Source organism: Amycolatopsis sp. NPDC028719, assembly GCF_055565395.1.
The window spans coordinates 315,016-328,915 of sequence record NZ_JBVHUL010000009.1; the positions used below are offsets into that span (position 1 = coordinate 315,016).

The following is a 13,900-nucleotide window of genomic DNA, read 5'->3' on the forward strand; positions in this document are numbered from 1 at the left end:
CGGAATCATCGGCCCCCCTGGGATGACGACGGCTCGATGATCTCGGTGGCCTCGCCCATTTCCTCGCTGTCGAGTTGGGCGAGCCCCGCAGATAGCAACCCGCTCATCAGCTGGACATACCCGACATCGACGGTGGTAAGTGAGTTCCCGATGTCCGAGTCCACGGCCAGGATCCCGAACACTCGGCCCGACGTCCGTACCGGAGAAACGATCAGCGACTTGTAGGTCCTGGTTTCGTCCAAAGCGAAGTTCGCCGGCGGCGCCGCGACGAGATCGGGAACGAGCAGACTGTCGCGGTCGCGAACAAGACTGAAGATGTTCTTGTCCGACTTCGACCCGGTATCACTGAACTCGTGCCGACGCGGGTTCGTTCTCCCGACGGTGTAGACGAGCTCCAGCCTTTCGTCGCCCGAGAGGCGATAATAGCTGGCCCGGACCTTCGGTCGCGCGCTCGTGGTTCGCCCGCACTGGGATTGAGCGATCTCGACGACCTTTTTCAGCAATCTTCGCGCTTGCGCCGATTTCTCGTCGACGCTGCTCGACAGCTCTCCGAGTGCAAAGACAAGCGGCTGGCCAGCCCGCGACAACGCGGTCGCCAAATCGGCACGCGCCGATATCGCGGCGTCGGTCGCACGGTCGGCAAGCCGGGCATTCGCGATGGCCAGAAAGGCCGAGCACACCGAGGCGAGGACCGCTCCGAACACGGCAAGAACTTCGACCCGCACGGACTGGCTCGCGCCGACGAATCCTCCGGACAGGGCGGCGAGGAACGGCAGGAGAACCGGGAGCACATACCTCGCCAGAGCGCGGTTCATCGCGTCACCAGCCCCGGGGTCCCGGCCTGGTGGTCGCTGCCGCGGTTCCTTGATTCGTTGATCACGGGCTGTTCCGACACTGCTCGCCTCCTCGCAACGCATCGTAGTCGGCCCGCGCAAGGGTCCTGTTACGGATTGCCGCGGTTACCGGCGATTACGATTCAAGAAAGAGGTGGCAACACCCAGTGGAATGCGACAAGATCACCCGCGGGAACCTGCGCAGTCGTTGCTGCTCAACCGGGGTGCGGTCGACGGCGAGTGCCACCGCAGGCTGGACGACCGTGGAGGCAGGAAACGCCGAAGGGCCCAGCACGAGGCTGGTGCGGGGCCCATCCGGTCGTGGCTACTACTTTTCTTCGCAGCCGAGGTGTGCTTGGCCGTAGCCTTCGCAGCGGCCGGCTTCTTCGCCGCGGCGGCCTTCGCGCGTCGTGGTCGCCTTCGCCGCGGTGGCCTTGGCCGGAGCTTTGGCGGCGCGGTCTTCGGGGCCGCCTTCGTCGCGGTCGCGCGGGTCGCCGTAGCCTTCGCAGCGGCCGGCTTCTTCGCCGCGGCGGCCTTCGCGCGAGCCCGGGTAGTCGATCGCCGAGTGCGAGGTCCTCAACACCCTGGAGCAGTCGTGGGGCGGGCTGTGCACGCACGTCCGTGTGGGCTGGAACATCGGCCAGCCACCCTACGAGTACACAGCCGTGATCGTCCTCCACCCAAGCCCGGTGAAGGCCGCGAAGGGCAAGACCAGTGGCAGCATCGCCCGCGTGGTAACTGCTGGTACCCCCGAGCAGGTCCGATTCGGGCAGGGCGTCGTTGACCGCGTTTATGACCCGCCCTGTGCGATGACGAAACGGCCGAGAGTGCCTCCTAGTCCGAAACCGCTCTTAGGGCCGTACCGCCTAGCCCAAGGTTGAGAACGACACACGGAACAAGTTGCGCCGTGTCGATTTCATCGTGCTGAGGCAGAGACGTCGCCCGTTCGTGTGAATCGAGACTTGCTCCTCCACCGGGGCAAGGTCGCGGGCCAGGAACAGCGCGAACACCTGGTCAGACGCTGGCTCGGATCTTGTCATCCGAGCGAAGGAGCCGGCGCCATGACCAGTCGATCCACTGCGAACAGCCCGCTGACGACCCTCCAGGTCCAGTTCCGGCGACCCCGCGTCCTCGCGCGGTTCGACCAGGCTCTTCGCACCTGGTCGGCCGAAGAGTTGGCGCTGTCGTCGATTACGTCTCACCAGGAGCTGAACGATGTCCTGGCTACCCGGGACTACGCCCGCCACGACGAAGTGCTGTATGCCCTATTGACGCGCGCGGGAGAGTCGAACGCCGAGGGTGTGGCCGCGACGGAGATGGTGGTGAACGCGATGCTGCCGGCTGTGCCCGGCATCGTCGCCCGCGTCGTTCGTGCAGCACGCGCCGCCGGTGGTGGGGTCGGTGTCCGGCGCGGCGTGACCGGTGGCGGCGTGTCAGCCTCGGAAGACAGCCGCGATATCCAAGCGGCGGTGATCGGGCACCTGTGGGAGCAGACGCGGTGCTACCCGCTACGGCGTCCGCGCCACGTCGCGGCGAACCTCGTGCGGGAGACCCAACGAGCTGCCCAGCGGGACTTCGGCGTGGATCATGGTCAGGCTGCCGCCGACGTTGTCAGCATCGACGATTGTGAGGCCCACCGGCCGCTGGCGGCAGTGCAGGAGGAGATGGAGGCCTCGGAGGAACTGCTCGGGGTCCTGTCGTGGGCCGTGGAACACGACCGACTCGACGAGCACTCCGCCAGGATCCTGACCACCCGCTACTTCGGCGAGCCGATCGGCCGGGACGGCGTGGCGACCGATCGCCAGATCGGAACGTTGATCGGCTTGAGCCAGCCGACGATCACCCGACACCGCCGTCGTGCGGTCGAACAGCTCGCCGAAGCCGCGGCGGAGTTCCCTGGTCGCGAGCTTCCGTGGGCCGGCTGAATCACGCCCGCTGCCGGGACTGCATGCCTCAACCAGTGAGCCTGCAGCGCTGGCGGAGGGGGTCGGGTCGTGTGTGGTCGTCGCGGACCTGGTCGGAATGCGCTGGCCGGGCTGCTGCCGGATGCGGGCGCCGAGTCCGCGATCCGAGGCGCGACTCGCCGGGTCGGTCGGCTTGTGGCCTGGCTGGTTGTCGTGGCCAGCCCATTGCTGACCATCGTCGGGTTGGTCGTTCTCCAGCCAGCGGGTGCGCCGTCGACGCGGGACGGCGGCGCACCCGCGCCCTCGACGTCGCCGGAAGGCTGGGCGGAGATGTACGTCCGGTCCTGGCTCTCGGCGACCCGCGACGACTCCGCCAAGCTCGAGGTCTTCTACCCGCCCGGCGCGAAGTCGCAACGAGTTGTCGGGTCGCAGGTGCCGGTCGACACCGCGGTCGTCTCGGCGACGTCGCCGGCGCCGGGGGTGTGGTCGGTCGTCGTGGCCGCCGACGTGCTCGTGCTGCAGCCGGATGGCAAGCGCGCGGCGTCGCTGCTATGCGCCCAGGTCGCGATGACCGGCACCCGTGACGCCTACGTCGCGGCGACGTTGCCCTCACCGGTGGCATGCCCGGCCACCGCCAGTACCGCGCCGCTTGCCTATGACGAGGTCGCCGATCCGGCTGGGCCGATCGGGCAGTCGGTCGCCGGGTTTTTGGCTGCCTACCTCGCGGGGCAAGGCGAGCTGACCCGATTCGTCAGCCCCGGGGCAACCGTCGCGTTGCCGGCGCCGGTGCCGTTCGTCCAGGTGCAGGTCGCCGAGGTGCGGACGCACGAGAAGTTCGAGCCGGGGCAAGCCGCGCGACCGCCCGACGGGACCACCGCGCGCAGCTTGGTTCATGCCTCGGCGTGGGACGCCGCCGGTCAGGCCACGCCGGTCGACTACGCGCTGACGCTGGTCGCCCGAGCCGGCCGGTGGGAGATCAACCGCATCGATCCGGCGCCGCTGATGGCGGGCCGCTGAGGCCGAGGAGAACGTCTGATGATCGTGCTCGCCGCGGACGTAAAGTCCTGGGTCGACACCAACCTCGCCTGGGGAGACCAGTCCGTTCGCCGGTTGATCCTGCTGGCCGCCATCGTCGGCGGGATCGGGCTGCTGATCGGCACCCGCGGGAACTTCACCCGGGCGATCAAGTACGGCGTGATCGCGGCAATCTTTCTCGGCATCCTGCTCAACCTCGACGGGGTCGCCGGCATGTTCGGCGCCTGGTTCACCCATTGAGTGCGCCGAAGAGCCGCGGTGACGTGCTGGTCGGGCGTTCCTACACGCGGTCGCGGCGGTTTCCGCGGATGTTCGGGCGGATGCCCGGCCGCGACGGCGGCTACCTGCCCGGCGGGCCCTACACCGTCACCCAGGGCACGCTGTTCCTGATCTTGCTGGTGCTGGTGTGGAAGCTGCCGCTGCTGGACTGGCTCGGCCCCGCGCGCTGGGGGCTGCCGCTCTCGGCGGTGTTCCTCCGCCGCGCCCGCATCGAATCCCGCACCCCGCTCGGCTGGCTCACCGGACTCGCCGCCCATCTGCTCGCGTCGCCGACCGGGATGCTCGGCCGCCGCCCATTCCGGCCCGCGCGGCCGGAGCGCTGCCGTGGATGGCTGTACGTGCACCTCGGCGACGCGGTGGAAGAGCCCGTGGTGCCGGTGTCGTCGCTGCAGCAGGTGCTGGCCCAGGCTCGGGAGCGGTGATGGAGTCTCCGGTGACCGATGTGGCAGGCAACCTGCTGTTCTGCGTCGACGGCTCGCTATGGGCGGTGTGGCGGGTGCTGCCCCACGAGAGCGCCCGCTCCACCGGCCGCCAACTGCGCGAACTGTACGACCGCACGGTCACGCTGATGAAGTCGCTGCGCGGAGAGGTGATGATCGCGTCGCTGTGCGAGCAGGTCCAGCCGCACGCGATCGTGCAACGCTGTCTCGACGGGATCGATCTGGACGCGAACCCGCACTGGGCGGAGACCGTCCACAACGCCTGGGACCAGCTCGAGCACCTCGACGTCCTCGGCCGCAGCTTCTGGCTCGCCAAACCCCTCACCGGCCACGGCTGGAAAGAGGCCGCCCAAGCGACGGCGCGCGCCGCGGCCGCGGCGCTCGCGAGCTGCTCGGCCTGCCTGCCCGCCCCGCATCGGCCGCCGCGGTGGCGGCCGGGCGGGAACGAGCACGGGTGGCGGCTCAAGAGCTCGGTGGCGCGGTCCCGTTCCGGGCGGCGACGGAGGCGGACCTGCTGTGGTGGCTCGCCCGCGCCCCGGTCCGCGGGGTGAACGAACCGCAGCTTGACCGGACCGACGCCGTCCACAACACCGGCATCGTCGTGCGGCAGGGGAGCGGCCGTGCACGGCTGACGATGCTGCGGAGCTGCGTGTTCGACGAAGGCGGCCGCACCGACTCGGCCGAAGACCGCCAAGGCTGGGGTCCGCTTGGGCTGTTGAACCGCCGGTTCGTCAAGTGCGTCACCCCGGGCGACGATGGCGCGGTCTCCAGTTACCAGGCCTTCCTCGTGCTGGCCGAGATGCCACGGGCGTTCACCTTTCCCGGGCACGAGATCCTGGCCCGGCTAGCCGACATCGGCTTCGGGGTCGACTACGCGCTGCGGATCACCGCCCACTCGAACGAGGACGCCCGCGCCGCCAACCGCCGCCGGACCCGGGACCTGATGAGCCAGGACGAAGAGCACGCCGGCGACACCGCCGGTGTCCCGGCGGACGTGATTTCGGCGCAGGAGGAGATCCAGCATAAGAACGCCCGCCTCGGCGCCAGCTCCACCGAGATCGACCTCGAAGTCGGCGTCGTCGCTTGCGTCTGGGGTGAGACCGCCCGCGATGCTGACGCCCGCGCGAAGGCGCTGCGGCAGGCGTTCCTGGGCGGGGAGTACCGGTGGGAACGGCCGCTGGGTGGGCAGCGGCAGCTGTACCAGGCGATGCTGCCGGGCAGCCGGACACCGATGGTGGTGCGCGAGTGCAGCCAGAATCTCCTCGCTACCGACGCCGCGATGCTGCTGCCGGTCTCGGCTACCGACTTCGGCGACCCGACCGGCGCTCTGTTCGGGCTGACCGTCGACGGCGGCGCCATCACCCCGTTCCTGCTCGACCCGACCTACGGCCCGACGCACGACTCCTCCGGCGGCATCGCGGTCATCGGCGAGCTCGGCGCCGGAAAGTCGGTGATCCTGAAGAACGTCGCCGCGGTCGTGCGGCTGATGCTTGACGGGCGGGTGATCGTCATTGACCGGACCCGCGGCCGTGAATGGGCACCGGTCGCCGCCGCGCTGCCAGGGAACGCGCAGATCGTCGACATCATCGACCCCAGCCTCGACGACCGGCCCGCCGCGGCCGAGCTGCTGCACTCGTGCGACCCGCTGCGCGTATTCCGCACCGCCGGCAAGTCCAGCACCGGGATCGCCGAGACGTTCTTCGCCTCGTGGCTCGATCTGGAGTCCAGCTCCCCGGAGCGGGACGCGCTCGGCCGCGGCCTCGACGACGTCAGCGGCCACCCGGACGCCTCCAGCAACGGACTTGTCGACACCCTGCGCAAGCACGGCGCGCGCGACCCGGCTGCCCGGGCGCTGGCCGATCGGCTCGAGCGCTTGCGGCGCGATCCGATCACCCGGCCGATCTTCGACCCCGACCTCACTCCGGTTGACCTGTTCGGTGCGGACATGGTCGTGTTCTGCACCAACGAGATCCCGCTGCCGAGCGCGCTTGAGATGAGCAACGAGCGCCTGGCTGCCCGGATCCCGCCGCGCAAGCTCTTCGGGCGCGCCTTCCACCTGCTGATCGCCGCGATCGCCAAGGAAATCTGCTTCACCCCGGGCCGGTGGGGCGAGTTCATCTGCGACGAGGCCTACAACGTCACCGGCACCCCCGAAGGACAGCAGATCGCCCTGGAGTTCGTCCGCGACGGCCGCAAACACGGCGCCGACGCCGCATTCGGTTCCCACGCCCCGCAAGACCTCGGCGACGATGTCCTGCGCGGCCTGATCGCCGTCCGGTTCCTTGGCCGCCATCGCGACGACGGCCTCGCCCGCAACGGACTTGCCTGGCTCGGCGCCGACCCTGCCGACGCTCGCTACCACGAGATCGTCACCAAAGACCTCTCGCCGCTGAACCCGGCAGGCGGCGAGGAAGAGCGCCGTGCTCGTGCAGGCGAGTTCCTGGTGCGTGACCACAGTGGACGAATCGGCAAGGTCAAAGTCACGACCCAGCCGTACCGGTCGCTGCCGGCGGCTGTGCTCACCACGCCGACCGTCAGTCGTGGGCACTCCGGCTAGCCACTGACACGGGGCGACGTTCCTGCGGCACCACGGGCCCACCGCTGCGGCCTGCGGAGACCGTGGCCATCTCGAGGTACGTCGGCGGCTCGGCTTCCCGTTCCCACTCGTAGAGGGTGACCCGCAACGTGTTGCAGGCGCGGCCCAGCATCACGGCGAGCGGGAAAGGGACGCGCATGAACAGGTGCACGGGCCGGCTGCCGGCGACCTCGCCGATGCGTCGGCGCAGTTCAGTCACCAGCGCGGGGCCGGCGTCGGCGGGGATGGGTTCGCGTTGCTCCACGGCGATCTCGACTGCGTGGGCGTAGGAGCGGCTCGCGACGTAGCGGCGGAAGCCCTTGTTGGGCGGTGCAGGTACGAGATCAAGGTACACGGCGACGGGACCCTCGGGAGGACCGTCGAGGGGAATCGCGGTCGGCACGAGCGGCACGTTCCGGCTTCCGGCTCCCGTCCACTCGTTTCCGCTCTGGTCGGTGACCGTGATGGCCAGCCCGGTCGTGGTCGGCAACGCGGCCCCGAGCGCGAAGGCCATGCTCAGGTGAGCGCCGCCGGTGATGTGCAGGTGGTGAACGCCGGCCGACTGCACGATGCGGGGGAGGTCTCCGAGGAACGGCGCGAAGTCCTCCCAGGCTTCGGCAGGCGGCACGCTGGTACCGGGCAGCGGCGGTCGGGTCCGAGGGGCGAGCGGTGCCTTCGGAGTACCCAAGGCGGGGGTCCGAGTTTGGATGTCGAGATGCAGCCGGCCATCGACAGCCGCTCGACGGACGCGGCGGATCGCCATCTCGCCGGCCAGCCGAGCAAGCCCGGCGCGGTCGAGGACTGCGAACTGGTCGAATTCGCTCAGCGTCGCGAGTTCCTGGGGAAGCAGACGGTCAGGCGCGCCGTAGTCCAGTCGGCCGTCCGGGCCGGTGATGGTGTTGCCGATGGCGAAGGTGAATGCCGGATCCCCCTCCAGGCGAAGAAGTGCCGGTAGCTCCAACTCCCGGACGTAGCTCGAGCGCGCCATCTCCTCGGTGACGAGGAGCACGGCTCCGGACAGTCCCGAATCGAGGGCCTCTTGTAGCCGCCGCTGGAAGCGGCCCGGTGGCAAGTGGGTCTGGTCGTGCCATACGGGGACGCCGTGGGCGCGGAACACCCATGCGGCGCGTTCGGCCAGATCATCTCCGTCCGAGTGTCGATAGCTGAGAAAGATCGGGTCCAGGTCGTGTATCTGGGGCATCTGTTACCTCCGGGTGCAGGGCTGGGACGGGTCGAGGCGCAGCCGCCGGCGGGAACCGCCGGGCGGGCGTCTTAGTTCTGCTCGGCGAAGACCGGGCTCGGGGTGAGTTCGGCGGCGATGGTGAGGAGACGTTCGTCGCGGACCGAGCGGTCGGGGAAGGCATCGAGGACGGCGGCCGGCACCAGGCGCTGGATGATGTCGGAGCTGGTGAAGCCGGCACGGGAACCGCTCGGGCCGGTCAGCTCTACGAGTTTCTCGATGGTGTCCGGGCGGAGGCCCAGTCCTTGCAGTGCGCCGGCGAGGAGGGCTCGGCGCTGCTCGGTGGCCGGCCGGGTGAAGGTGAACGTCGCGGCCGCTCGGCGCATGACGGCCGGGTCGAGGGCGCCGGGGCGGTTGGTGCACAAGACCACCAGGACCGGCAGGCCCGCTCCGGCGAGGCTGTCGACTCCGGCGAGGAAGGCATCGACGCCGGCGCGGTCCTCGTGGTGCATCTGCTGTGCTTCTCGAGATTGGACCAGCGCGTCGGCTTCGTCGACGACGAACACGAGCACTCGCCGGGCTCGGTCGCCGGTCCGGGCGGCGGCGGCCTGCGCCTTGAGGTGGGTGAAGGCGTCGCCGATGAGCGTTGTCATCTCCCCGACGAGCCCGCTTCCGCGGGTGGACAGCTTGAGCCGGTACAGGAGCACGGGGAGGTCGAGCTGGTCGGCGAGGTCACAGCCGAAGGACTCGGCGAGCGCGGACTTGCCCGAGCCGACGTCGCCGGCGAAGACGAACAGCGGGGCGCGGTCGGTGAACAGGTCCAGGGCGGCGAGCTCGCGGCCGGGGTGGTGTGTGGCGGCCCAGGCCTGCAGGCGGTCCGGCGTCGCGAGCAGCATCGCCTCCTTGCGGAGACGGAGTTTGACGTCGTCGAGGCCGACGAGCCGGTCGTAGCGCGCTTGCCGAACCGGTTCGGGGAGTTCGACGACGGGGTGGAAGAGGTCGTCTTGAGTGCTCATGGTGATCTCCTGGGGTTAGTCGTCGAGGGCGACGAATACGTCGCGGGTGACCCCGATGCCCTTTTGGCCGTAGCCGTGGCCGGGCGTGGTGGCGCCGGTGCCGGTTGCGGGTTCGGTGCCGGTGGTTCGGTTGACGGGAAGCGCACTCGTGAAGGCGGTGCGCTTGACCTGCGGCAGGCTGTGAAACTTGGTCGAGTAGTTGAGGAAGGAGTAGAACGGCAGGCCGGTGACAGGCGCCGTCCTCGGCAGGCGGCCGGGACCGTCATCGAGAAGGTGGCCGCCTAGGGTGGCGCGGTAGCGGAGCCGGAGCTTCCAGAGGTTGGTGTCGGGGTCGCGGAACCCGTAGGACACCGAGTCGAGGTAGCCGTGGTTGAGCAGCTGGGCGACTTCCTCGACGTAGTCGGTGATCATCGCGGCGCTCTCAGGTTCCCCGTACAGTGCGCGCAGCTGGCGCAGGTCGGCGCCGATCTTCGCGCCGACGTACCGGGCGTCGGTGATGGTGAAGGAAGCGGATCGGGTCATGGAGAGGGTCATGGTCATTCCCCTGGAAAGGACGGGCCGAACAGCTCGCGCCAGGCGTCGTATGCGGCGCCCTGGGTGGGGGCCGTGGCGGCCCAGCTCACCGAATCGAGAGCTGAGGCCGCGGCCTCGACGAGGCGCTTCCGGTCGGCGTCGGTGTAGCTGGAGGCGATGTTGTTTTCCGGGTTCACCGGGTCCCAGATCTGGATCGGGTCGCTGGTCGCGCTGATCTCGTCGGTGGCGTAGAAGTCGCCGAAGACGATCGGCGTCTGCAGGCCGGTGGTCGTGATGTAGGCCAGCACCTGTTCAAACGCGACGGGGTAGTCGCCGACCTGCAGTCCGGCACCGTGCCATCCGGTGTCCCAGAGATGTGCGACGACGAGCTCGAGCAGGAAGCTCTTGCACCGCAGATGCGGATCCCGGGACTTCGCCTCGCGGATCCAGGCCTTGAGCAATCGGATGAGCTCGGGGTAGCCCGGGCCGGCGAGCTTCCGCCGGTCGCGGATGAAGCGCAGGTGCAAAGTGACGGAGGTGAGGACGCGCTGTCCTTGGCGGGTGACCAGGAAGCCCTTGTCGTCCTCCTCTCCGGTGTAGAGGACCGGCGCGACGTCGATCTTCAGCCCCGAGCCGCGCAGCGTGATCCCGACCGCGTGCTGCGAGATCACGAAGTCGTCGGCGACCTTCGTCTTGCCGTAGACCTCCTGGCAGCGCTCCCAAAGCCACTCGAGCAGCTTCGCCTCGTCGATGTCCGGGTCCGCGCAACGCAGGTATGCGGCGACGTCCGCGTCCGATCCCTCACCACGTCGCCTGCTGATCGCCGTGTGCTTGGCGGTGCTGCCCGACGCGCGCAGCTTGACCAGGTCGTAGCCCGGGTTTGCGGCGACGTGGACCTCGAGGCGTGTCTTCAGGTGGTTGACCTGCTCGCGGCGCCGCTTTGCCTGTTCCTTGGCGACGTTGACCCGGTTCTCGGCGAACCGCTGCAGGACGGCGTGGGTCACATGTGTCTCGTCGGACATCTGAATCTCCCTCACGTTCCGCTTCGCGGGTGCTCCCCATGCACCTCTGCGCAGCGGCTCTCGCTCGTGTTGCTGAAGTTGTATGCACCAGATCGGTAAACAAGATCGACCCGATGGCGGACGAAGGTAGCATGCACTGATCGGGTAAACCAAAACGGGGTCCAGGTGGCGAATGAACGTCTGGTTCGGCTCGCAGGAGCTGGCGCACACCTGCAATAGTGACCATGCGAGAGTGGTCGCTTACGGTAAGGAGTCGGCTCGGCTGATCTGGGTCCGGCTTGGGCAACTGTGCGGAGTTGCCAATCTCGCCAAGATGCGGGAGTTCGCGGCAGTGCGACTGCGCTCAGGGTTGATCGCCCAGCGGACGGTCGTGTTCATCTCGGCCGGCCGCAAGTTCGAGCTGGTCGTGCAGGGTGCTGACGACAGTGTGAAACTCGCCGACGAGACAACCGTGACGTCGGTGATCGTTGTCGACGTCCTGCCTGTCGGGCTGGAGCGCCCCGGTCGGCACCCCGATGCTTCATCCCTCGAGTCCAAGGGGAGCCTTCGATGACAATACCTGCGGGCACATACCCCTATCGTCCAGAGACGCCGCCGCATCCGGGGGAGATCCTGAAGGAGCAACTCGATGAGCAGCGGGTAAGTCAAGCTGATCTTGCGCGCCGCGCCGGCCTGTCCACGAAGCATGTCAACCAGATAGTCCAGGGTGTTGTGGCCCTTAGTCCCGACATTGCGGTGCGGCTCGAACGCGCTACCGGGATTTCTGCCGAAACCTGGAACAGGCTGGAAGCGATCTGGCAGACGCATCAAAGTGTTGTCGAGGATCAGCGGAAACTGGCGGGCGAAATCAGTTGGGTGGGCAAGTTTCCATTGGCATTCCTTAAGAGAATGGGAGTGCTCCGCGATACTAGCCAGTCTTTGGCCAATCTGCAGCTGATACTGAGTTTCTTTGGGGTTGCGACGCCTGATGTTGCGGAACGGGCTTGGCGGGAGTATCGACTCGCCTTCCGGCGTTCTGAACTTGTCGAAGGCGACGGTTACTCGATCGCTGCCTGGCTCAGGGTGTGCGAAGTTAGAGCGCGCGGAATCGAATGCGAACCCTTTAGTCGAGAACGACTCATTGCGTCGATACCTCAGATGCGGAAGCTGACGCTTCAGGAGCCTGCATCCTGGCAAGTCGAGCTTCCGCGACTGTGTTCGACTCTTGGTATAGCGCTCGTATTCATTCCGGCACTAAAAAATACTCACCTGTCGGGTGTAACGCGCTGGCTTGCGCCTGACAAAGTGATGATCGGGCTCAGTGATCGATTCAAGACCGACGATACGTTCTGGTTCTCGTTCTTCCACGAGTTGGCGCATGTTTTGTTGCACGGTAAGAGATTGACCTTCCTGGATCACGGGATAGAGCCTGGCGAAAGTGGTGAGGTTGACTTGTCGCCCATGTTTCTGCATGGAGACTCCAAAGTTCCAGGTGCTTCGACCGAGTCGGAGAGGGAAGCTGACAAGTTTGCTCAAAATTCGTTGATTCCTGAACAAAAGCTACAAAAATTCCTTGACTCTCCTACTGTGGTCACAGAGCAAGCGATCAGGGTGTTCGCGCACGAAGTAGGTGTCGCGCCGGGTGTTGTTGTCGGACGCCTTCAGCATGAAGGGGTCGTACCTTGGTCATTTGGAAGGAAATTGAAAACTGTCGTGCGCTTTGACTCTATTTGATGTTTGTGATAAAAATAGATTTAGCGCCGAACTGTGGGCAGTGCGCTCGGGATGTTGTGAGCGGAACTGCCGACGGAGGTAAGCGCCCTCAAGCGAGACGACCAGCCGTCAATTCAAAGCCGGGAGATCGCCCGACAAGGGAAAGCGTTGGTGCCTGCCGGGATCGATCCGCCGCAGGCCGGGCGGAGAGACGAAGAACTTTTCCCAGCGTCGGCTGACGGCGCGGCCCCTGTCTAAGCCTTCCTCTCCGAACTGCCTCCGACCTGCATAGACCGCCCCCTATGCGACGTGTTTGAGACACGACGGCGCGCTGCGGGGAGGACTGATGAAGCTGGTAGTGGCGCTGGCGATCATCACCACGATCGCGTTATTGACTCCGGAAAGGCCGTGGCGCAGACGGTACCGAATCCGTGTGAGCCCTATCCGACGTACTTGTGGATTCTCAGCAACCAGCCGGCGTCAGCGAAGCCGGATCCCGACGCTCCGCCACTGTCTCTGCAAGACAATCCTGGCCATCACGTTCACCTCGGCATGACTTCAGCATAGACGATGGCTACGGTCGAGACCTGCACAACTACGACCTGTTCGCCAACCTGCGCTCGCTGCTGGACAGCCTGATGCCGGCGATCCGGCTGTGGCTGGGCCACATCGGCTTCGCCGTCGGCAATAACGCAGTCGGGTCTCGGTCTGGTTCACCGAATGGACCGCCTCCACCCAGGTCTTCGACTGGATCAAGGCACCGGCACGCGACCTCGAAGGCATCTGGCAGACCTCTGCATCGGCGAGCTGCAGCTGCGCGAGATCGCGATGCGCATCGCCACCTGTTACCTCGGGCTGCTGTTCGCCCGTGGCCTGACGACGCAGGCGTGGCGGGAGACCGCGTCCACCATTGCCGCCGAACTGCGCCGCCGCGGGATCGTGGTGAATCACAAGCGGGCGGAGTGGCTGATGCGCAAACACGGCCTGGCCGGGATCACCCGCCGCAGCCGCTGCACGAACATCCCGGCCTGCGGCCGACCGGTCGCTCTGGTGGTCGATTTGATCCGCCGGGACTTCACCGCCGAGCAACCGGGGCAACGGGTCGTCGGAGACATCACCCAGTACACCCTCCGGCCAGTTCCGAGTCGCCCTAGCCGAGCACTGCATCCGAGCGTCCGTGGGGCGGGTCGGGTCCTGCAACGACAACGCCGGCGCCGAAGCCTTCTTCGCCACCCACAAAAGCGGAGATCGGCACTACCGTCTAGCTCGCCAGCGCTGCGGCCCGGCAGGACGTGTTCACCTGGCTGGGCTACTACAACCACAAAGGCTGCACAAGGCCATCGGCCAGAACATCCCGGCCGAACTACGAAGCACCTACGTGGCTAGCGAGCAAGATCGTCTCGGACACTCA

Annotated in this window: 15 protein-coding genes; 9 read left to right on the top strand and 6 right to left on the bottom strand. The window is 67.3% G+C overall.

The features are described 5' to 3' along the window. Positions 1 to 5 precede the first annotated feature (5 nt). Both ACZ4TR_RS36175 and ACZ4TR_RS36180 read right to left on the bottom strand, forming a co-directional pair. Complete coding sequence (locus ACZ4TR_RS36175; RefSeq protein ID WP_465292501.1) at positions 6 to 815, bottom strand: GAF domain-containing protein; 810 nt, start codon at positions 813 to 815, stop codon at positions 6 to 8. Between the two features lie 346 nt (positions 816 to 1,161). Continuing rightward, positions 1,162 to 1,470, bottom strand: coding sequence for a hypothetical protein (locus ACZ4TR_RS36180; protein ID WP_465292503.1), 309 nt, complete (start codon positions 1,468 to 1,470; stop codon positions 1,162 to 1,164). A 424-nt stretch (positions 1,471 to 1,894) separates the two neighbouring features. On the opposite strand from ACZ4TR_RS36180, the gene ACZ4TR_RS36185 reads away from it, so the two are divergent. The 6 genes from ACZ4TR_RS36185 (at position 1,895) to ACZ4TR_RS36210 (ending at position 7,048) form a co-directional block, all read left to right on the top strand. Continuing rightward, entirely contained in the window at positions 1,895 to 2,758 is an 864-nt protein-coding gene (locus ACZ4TR_RS36185; RefSeq protein ID WP_465292504.1) for a hypothetical protein, read from the top strand. 192 nt (positions 2,759 to 2,950) lie between these two features. Continuing rightward, positions 2,951 to 3,754 (top strand): conjugal transfer protein, encoded by an 804-nt coding sequence (locus ACZ4TR_RS36190; RefSeq protein WP_465292506.1) that lies wholly within the window; start codon positions 2,951 to 2,953, stop codon positions 3,752 to 3,754. Between the two features lie 18 nt (positions 3,755 to 3,772). After that, positions 3,773 to 4,012 (top strand): hypothetical protein, encoded by a 240-nt coding sequence (locus ACZ4TR_RS36195; RefSeq protein WP_360669511.1) that lies wholly within the window; start codon positions 3,773 to 3,775, stop codon positions 4,010 to 4,012. Beyond that, positions 4,009 to 4,473 (top strand): hypothetical protein, encoded by a 465-nt coding sequence (locus ACZ4TR_RS36200; RefSeq protein ID WP_465292508.1) that lies wholly within the window; start codon positions 4,009 to 4,011, stop codon positions 4,471 to 4,473. The genes ACZ4TR_RS36195 and ACZ4TR_RS36200 overlap by 4 nt, the downstream gene beginning before the upstream one ends. A gap of 11 nt (positions 4,474 to 4,484) precedes the next feature. Then, the gene (locus tag ACZ4TR_RS36205; protein WP_465292510.1) at positions 4,485 to 5,042 is read left to right on the top strand and encodes a hypothetical protein; all 558 of its coding nucleotides are present in this window, start codon (positions 4,485 to 4,487) and stop codon (positions 5,040 to 5,042) included. After that, a complete protein-coding gene (locus ACZ4TR_RS36210; protein WP_465292512.1) occupies positions 4,946 to 7,048 on the top strand; it encodes an ATP-binding protein in 2,103 nt (700 codons plus the stop codon). The genes ACZ4TR_RS36205 and ACZ4TR_RS36210 overlap by 97 nt, the downstream gene beginning before the upstream one ends. Here ACZ4TR_RS36210 and ACZ4TR_RS36215 read toward each other — a convergent pair. The 4 genes from ACZ4TR_RS36215 to ACZ4TR_RS36230 form a co-directional block, all read right to left on the bottom strand. Next, positions 7,026 to 8,267, bottom strand: a complete 1,242-nt coding sequence (locus tag ACZ4TR_RS36215; RefSeq protein WP_465292514.1) for an SAVED domain-containing protein — start codon at positions 8,265 to 8,267, stop codon at positions 7,026 to 7,028. The genes ACZ4TR_RS36210 and ACZ4TR_RS36215 overlap by 23 nt on opposite strands. A 71-nt stretch (positions 8,268 to 8,338) precedes the next feature. Further along, positions 8,339 to 9,262, bottom strand: a complete 924-nt coding sequence (locus tag ACZ4TR_RS36220; protein ID WP_465292516.1) for an AAA family ATPase — start codon at positions 9,260 to 9,262, stop codon at positions 8,339 to 8,341. A gap of 15 nt (positions 9,263 to 9,277) precedes the next feature. Continuing rightward, positions 9,278 to 9,796 (bottom strand): HORMA-1 domain-containing protein, encoded by a 519-nt coding sequence (locus ACZ4TR_RS36225; protein WP_465292517.1) that lies wholly within the window; start codon positions 9,794 to 9,796, stop codon positions 9,278 to 9,280. A 2-nt stretch (positions 9,797 to 9,798) separates the two neighbouring features. After that, the gene (locus ACZ4TR_RS36230; RefSeq protein WP_465292519.1) at positions 9,799 to 10,797 is read right to left on the bottom strand and encodes a CBASS oligonucleotide cyclase; all 999 of its coding nucleotides are present in this window, start codon (positions 10,795 to 10,797) and stop codon (positions 9,799 to 9,801) included. Positions 10,798 to 10,969: 172 nt separating this feature from the next. Between ACZ4TR_RS36230 and ACZ4TR_RS36235 the strand changes: the two genes are divergently transcribed. The 3 genes from ACZ4TR_RS36235 (at position 10,970) to ACZ4TR_RS36245 (ending at position 13,875) form a co-directional block, all read left to right on the top strand. Beyond that, on the top strand, positions 10,970 to 11,350 hold the full coding sequence (locus ACZ4TR_RS36235) for a hypothetical protein (RefSeq protein ID WP_465292521.1): 381 nt from the start codon (positions 10,970 to 10,972) through the stop codon (positions 11,348 to 11,350). Continuing rightward, the gene (locus ACZ4TR_RS36240; protein ID WP_465292523.1) at positions 11,347 to 12,510 is read left to right on the top strand and encodes a HigA family addiction module antitoxin; all 1,164 of its coding nucleotides are present in this window, start codon (positions 11,347 to 11,349) and stop codon (positions 12,508 to 12,510) included. The genes ACZ4TR_RS36235 and ACZ4TR_RS36240 overlap by 4 nt, the downstream gene beginning before the upstream one ends. Before the next feature lie 807 nt (positions 12,511 to 13,317). Further along, entirely contained in the window at positions 13,318 to 13,875 is a 558-nt protein-coding gene (locus tag ACZ4TR_RS36245) for an IS3 family transposase (RefSeq protein WP_465292573.1), read from the top strand. Positions 13,876 to 13,900 lie beyond the last annotated feature (25 nt).

Bases quoted from the DNA above. Each gene is read 5' to 3' on its own strand.
- ACZ4TR_RS36175 (WP_465292501.1), bottom strand. From the start codon at position 815: ATGAACCGCGCTCTGGCGAGGTATGTGCTCCCGGTTCTCCTGCCGTTC.
- ACZ4TR_RS36180 (WP_465292503.1), bottom strand. From the start codon at position 1,470: ATGTTCCAGCCCACACGGACGTGCGTGCACAGCCCGCCCCACGACTGC.
- ACZ4TR_RS36185 (WP_465292504.1), top strand. From the start codon at position 1,895: ATGACCAGTCGATCCACTGCGAACAGCCCGCTGACGACCCTCCAGGTC.
- ACZ4TR_RS36195 (WP_360669511.1), top strand. From the start codon at position 3,773: ATGATCGTGCTCGCCGCGGACGTAAAGTCCTGGGTCGACACCAACCTC.
- ACZ4TR_RS36215 (WP_465292514.1), bottom strand. From the start codon at position 8,267: ATGCCCCAGATACACGACCTGGACCCGATCTTTCTCAGCTATCGACAC.
- ACZ4TR_RS36220 (WP_465292516.1), bottom strand. From the start codon at position 9,262: ATGAGCACTCAAGACGACCTCTTCCACCCCGTCGTCGAACTCCCCGAA.
- ACZ4TR_RS36225 (WP_465292517.1), bottom strand. From the start codon at position 9,796: ATGACCCTCTCCATGACCCGATCCGCTTCCTTCACCATCACCGACGCC.
- ACZ4TR_RS36230 (WP_465292519.1), bottom strand. From the start codon at position 10,797: ATGTCCGACGAGACACATGTGACCCACGCCGTCCTGCAGCGGTTCGCC.
- ACZ4TR_RS36235 (WP_465292521.1), top strand. From the start codon at position 10,970: ATGAACGTCTGGTTCGGCTCGCAGGAGCTGGCGCACACCTGCAATAGT.
- ACZ4TR_RS36240 (WP_465292523.1), top strand. From the start codon at position 11,347: ATGACAATACCTGCGGGCACATACCCCTATCGTCCAGAGACGCCGCCG.
- ACZ4TR_RS36245 (WP_465292573.1), top strand. From the start codon at position 13,318: ATGCGCATCGCCACCTGTTACCTCGGGCTGCTGTTCGCCCGTGGCCTG.